We start from the raw sequence: 5,123 nt of genomic DNA, 5'->3' as shown, positions 1-5,123 counted from the left end.
ACTGACCGCCATCGCAATCATGATCCCGATGGTCATGCCGATCAAAGTGTTACTTGAGCCGGCTTCGTTCACCTTAGCAAGCCATGTACCTATATTTTTCGCGTTGTTTCTTTCACCGCAGATTGCCGTGCTCGTATCACTTGGCTCAGCAGTTGGTTTTTTGCTTGCCGGTTTTCCGATCGTCATTACACTTCGGGCGCTCAGTCACGTCGTGTTCGCACTGGTCGGGGCACTTTATATAAACAATAGGAGAGAAGATATCCTTTCTTCACCTGTGAAGAGCTATATTTTCTCATTTTGGCTGGGGATCGTGCATGCTTTAGCTGAAGTCGCCGTTGTTTCTTTATTTTTCTTCGGATTAGTCTCAGGCGGTGATTATCAGGACGGCTTTTTCTATGCGATCTTCCTGCTCGTTGGTGTAGGGACCGTCGTGCATAGCATGGTCGACTTTTTCATCGCTCAAGTCATGTGGAAGAGTCTGGGTAAACAAATGAACCGCATTGCAAAAAAAGTGACAGCCTGATCATTAAAAAAAACGGTGAAATTTGAACCTGTAGGGTATACCCCAGCAGGTTCAAATTTTTTGTAAGTAATCCAAGGCGAATTATTTACATAATAAACGAAATACGGTATACTGAAGATTGATTAATATAGGGTCAGTATGCCTTTTCTTTAACGCCTATAATGCATAGGTCAAGAAGGGGGATGAAGAATGAGCAGAATACCTGAAGAAACAATCAATTCTATTAGAGAACAAACAGATATTGTTCAAGTTATTTCTCAATATCTTCAGTTAAGAAAGTCAGGACAAAATCACTTTGCTTCCTGTCCTTTTCATGACGATAAAACACCGTCCTTTTCAGTCAGTGAGAAAAAACAGATTTATCATTGTTTCAGCTGCGGAAGAGGCGGAAATGTCTTTAGTTTCCTGCAGGAAATCGAAGGTCTTTCATTTGTAGAAGCCGTAGGTAAGACAGCGGAACTTGCAGATATCCCTATAGACCAGACGATCTTCGAGCAGGCAAAACAGAACCGGCCGAGTGTCGATTCAACTAAAGGCAAACTGCTAGCTATGTATGAAAAAACTGAACATTTTTATCATCATGTCCTCGTCAATACTAAAGCAGGTGAAGAAGCCTACCAGTATTTACTTGATAGGGGCGTGACCGAAGAGAGCATTGAAACATTCAAGATCGGTTTTTCTCCGCCTCAAAGAGAGACGTTAAAATTGTATCTTGAAAATGAAGGCTTAAGTGAAAAAGATATCTTAAGAAAATCCGGTCTATTTTCCGACAGAGAAGACGATTCGTTTTATGATCGCTTTACCAACCGGATCCTCTTTCCTATCAAAGATGCCAAAGGACAGACAGTTGCTTTCTCTGGACGAGCCTTTATCGATGATGGTCAGGCCCGCACGGCTAAATACATGAACAGTCCTGAAACTGAACTGTTCAATAAGCGGCGGGTGCTGTTCAACTATGACAAAGCACGACCGGTCATTCGTCGTGAAGGCGAAGTGTTCCTGTTTGAAGGGTTCATGGATGTCATCTCGGCCTGGCAGGCGGGTATCAGAAACGGTCTAGCTACGATGGGGACCAGCCTGACAGAAGAGCAAGTCCAAACGTTAGATAAAGTGACGGATCACGTCGTCATTGCTTACGATGGCGATGCAGCCGGCCTGGAAGCGATAAAACGAGCGACCGATTTCATAACGAATGAAACCCATTTTTCGATTGAAATTGCGACATTTCCGGAAAATTTAGATCCTGATGATTTTATCCAGAAAAAAGGACCGGAAGCATTCAAAGAATTCTTAGCTCATGGTCGAGACACCTTGATGAGTTTTCTGATGAAGTATCATAAAAAAGAAATCAATCTAAAAAACGAAAGTGATCGATTGAAATACATCGATGTCATCCTAAAAGAATTGACACGCGTGACTTCTGCAGTTGAGAGAGAGTTATATTTGAAGCAAATAGCTGAAACGTTTGATTTATCTACCGACTCTTTGAAAGAACAAATGCACGGTCACATCGTTGAAAATCAGAAAGAACAGCGCAAACAGCAGCGAAAACGAAGTGAAAAACAGCCTGATAATGAAACGAGCCAGCAACCGGTGATCATCCGGCAGAATAAGCCGAAACAGACAGCGGTCATGAAAGCTGAAACAGCCTTGTTGAATCGCCTGTTCACGAATAACGAGGTCTGGCAGCAACTGACAGCACAGGATAACGATTTAGCCTTTTCGACTGAATCGAATCAGCTCCTGTTTTTACTGTACGAAGAGTTTTATCATTCACACGATCATCCGAATGTTCAATCGTTTATCGATTTTTTACCTGATGACAAACTGAAAAGTAAAGCATCGGAGATCATGTGGCTTTCTTTATCGGAAGAGACCGCGCCCGGAGAAATTGAAGATTATCTTAATTTGATCTGTAATCGCCAGCCCCTGGAGGAACGCATCACCCGTAAACGGGAAGAACTAAAAGATGCTGAACGCAGTGGGGATAAACAAAGACAGCAGTCGTTGAGTATTGAGATCATCAACTTATACCGTCAATTAAAAAATAAATAAAAAGATTAATCAGGAGGTCTGTCATTTTATGGCAAAAACAACGAAGAAAAACAAAAAAAAGCCCGGAGAAAAATACGAACTCGCAGTTGTTCATTTTATCAAAGAATTGAAGAAAGACAAGGAACAGACCGTTTCCTATGTGAAGGTAACCGATGAATTGGCCGAGCCTTTTGGTCTGGAAAAAGACCAGATGGATGACTTGGTTCAGAAACTTGAAGACGAAGGAATCGGAGTCGTTGATGAAGACGGAAATCCGTTAACTAAACAGCTTAAGAAACAGGAAAAAGCTGCTGAGAAAGCAAAAAAAGAAGAAATGATTGCTCCTCCGGGCGTTAAGATCAACGATCCCGTGCGTATGTATCTGAAAGAAATCGGCCGAGTCGACTTATTAAGCGCAGCCGAGGAAGTCGCCCTAGCAAAACGGATCGAAGCAGGGGAAGTTTTAGCTAAACAAGAATTAGCTGAAGCCAACTTAAGACTTGTTGTATCGATCGCAAAAAGATATGTCGGACGTGGCATGAGCTTTTTAGATTTGATTCAAGAAGGAAATATGGGACTCATGAAAGCTGTTGAGAAGTTTGACTACGAAAAAGGGTTCAAATTCTCGACCTATGCGACCTGGTGGATCAGACAAGCCATCACCCGCGCCATTGCTGACCAAGCCCGTACGATCCGTATTCCCGTACACATGGTCGAAACGATCAACAAACTCGTCCGTATCCAGCGTCAGCTCTTACAGGATTTAGGCCGTGAACCAACACCGGAAGAAATCGGTGCTGAAATGGACTTGCCTACTGAAAAAGTCAGAGATATCCTTAAAATTTCTCAAGAACCCGTTTCTTTGGAGACACCGATCGGCGAAGAAGACGATTCCCACTTAGGTGACTTCATCGAAGATGACGGTGCAACCAGTCCTGCAGACAATGCTGCATATGAACTGCTTAAGAACGAACTGGAAGACGTGCTGGACACGTTAACGGATCGTGAAGAAAATGTCCTGCGTTTAAGATTCGGTCTTGATGACGGGCGTCAGCGTACCTTAGAAGATGTGGGCAAAGTCTTTGGCGTAACGAGAGAACGTATTCGTCAAATCGAAGCAAAAGCCTTAAGGAAACTGCGTCATCCAAGTCGTTCTAAACAATTAAAAGACTTTTTAGAATAATAAACCACTGACAGATACGCAGGGAAAGCGAATAATGTAGTGTAAAGTAAAAGTTCTTGTCGCTTTCCTTTGCAATCTGTTTATAATTTTGGTATACTCATTTCTGGCTTGTTCAGTTTAATGAAAAATGCTATTTACTTAAAATAAAATCGTGGAAGGTGAAAATCAGATGAAATTAACAGCGACAAAACGTACTGAAACAGGAACATCCGCTTCAAGAAGAGCAAGAGAAGAAGGAAACATCCCAGCAGCTATCTATGGTAAAGAGGTAGACACTGTATCTGTATTAGTAAACAGAAAAGAGTTTGAAATGACATTGCGTGAAGTCGGCGCAAACGGAGTATTCGACATCGAAGTTGGCGGAGATACATACCAAGTCTTCGTTAAAGACAAAACAACTGCTGCTCTAAAACCAGAAATTTATCACGTAGACTTTTTAGCCTTTACTAAAGGTCAAAAAGTTAACATGACCATCCCAGTTTACGTTATTGGCGAAGAAGAAATTGAAGAAGGTGTCGTATCACAATCTATTTCCGAATTAGAAGTGAACGTAGCACCTGCTGAAGCTCCTTCAGACTTCACTATCGACGTTTCAGCTATGGAAATCGGCGACACTAAACACGTTTCTGATATTGAAGTAGCCGACAACGTTGAACTACTAACTGACGTAGAATTAACAGTGGTATCTGTTTCTGCTCCACAAATCGAAGAAGAACCAGAAACATCTGCTGATGATGAAATGCCAGAACCAGAACTTATTGGCGAAGAAGACGACGAAGATTCAAAAGAATAATCGTTCTCTGTCTTTAATAACAAGATAAGTAATGAAAGTCGAGTGATCTATGCGTAACAGCATAGATCACTCGGCTTTTTTGTGTTCAGGCAGATGAAACTGACCAAGGGAGGTCAGTTTCCACAAGCTTTGGAAGTTTAGTAGGAGACCATACTCGCTCCCAGGCGAGTATGACCCTTAAAAAGAGCGGATGTTATGCTGCGGAGGACCGTTCAGTGCCGGCTCGGAGCCTTCAAGGCCTTGAGTCGGCATAAGGTTTTTTTGGGTTGCCACTCGGTGAACAAGCCTTTGTGGGTTGGCAGTGGTGCGCCCAACTAGTGTCCACTCATTTTTCAGCTGCTCACGGGTGAACAGTAACGGCCCTCAATAGTGACCAGTCAACAGGAAAGCGTTGGTCAGTGGCAAGTATAGAGCCCGTCTAGTGACCAGTCACTAGACCATGACGACTGACTGGTCACTCGAGAGCACCGATAGTCGCCACCCCTGGTTCGTTTCTAAACGAGCAGGCACTACAGGACGTACTTGGTTCCTACTGTGACGCCCAAACTCACTCAGTGATCGCTTATAATTGTGTCTGTGCTCACTCGATG

At 43.0% G+C, this 5,123-nt stretch carries 4 protein-coding genes; all 4 read left to right on the top strand.

Annotated features, from left to right (window positions below; translation table 11 throughout):
* Position 1: 1 nt before the first annotated feature.
* The 4 genes from R6U02_RS08285 (at position 2) to R6U02_RS08270 (ending at position 4,533) form a co-directional block, all read left to right on the top strand.
* A complete protein-coding gene (locus tag R6U02_RS08285) occupies positions 2-523 on the top strand; it encodes a hypothetical protein (protein WP_410263144.1) in 522 nt (173 codons plus the stop codon).
* Between the two features lie 189 nt (positions 524-712).
* Positions 713-2,578, top strand: coding sequence for a DNA primase (gene dnaG, locus R6U02_RS08280; RefSeq protein ID WP_410263143.1), 1,866 nt, complete (start codon positions 713-715; stop codon positions 2,576-2,578).
* Between the two features lie 28 nt (positions 2,579-2,606).
* Positions 2,607-3,740 carry an RNA polymerase sigma factor RpoD gene (rpoD, locus tag R6U02_RS08275; protein ID WP_410263142.1) on the top strand — a complete coding sequence of 378 codons (1,134 nt, stop codon included), beginning with the start codon at positions 2,607-2,609 and terminating at the stop codon, positions 3,738-3,740.
* Between the two features lie 169 nt (positions 3,741-3,909).
* On the top strand, positions 3,910-4,533 hold the full coding sequence (locus R6U02_RS08270) for a 50S ribosomal protein L25 (protein ID WP_410263141.1): 624 nt from the start codon (positions 3,910-3,912) through the stop codon (positions 4,531-4,533).
* Positions 4,534-5,123: the final 590 nt, after the last annotated feature.

The organism is Alkalibacterium sp., from assembly GCF_046484155.1.
GTDB lineage: Bacteria > Bacillota > Bacilli > Lactobacillales > Carnobacteriaceae_A > Alkalibacterium.
This window is presented reverse-complemented; position numbering and strand designations above follow the sequence as displayed.

Bases quoted from the DNA above. Each gene is read 5' to 3' on its own strand.
- dnaG (WP_410263143.1), top strand. From the start codon at position 713: ATGAGCAGAATACCTGAAGAAACAATCAATTCTATTAGAGAACAAACA.
- rpoD (WP_410263142.1), top strand. From the start codon at position 2,607: ATGGCAAAAACAACGAAGAAAAACAAAAAAAAGCCCGGAGAAAAATAC.
- R6U02_RS08270 (WP_410263141.1), top strand. From the start codon at position 3,910: ATGAAATTAACAGCGACAAAACGTACTGAAACAGGAACATCCGCTTCA.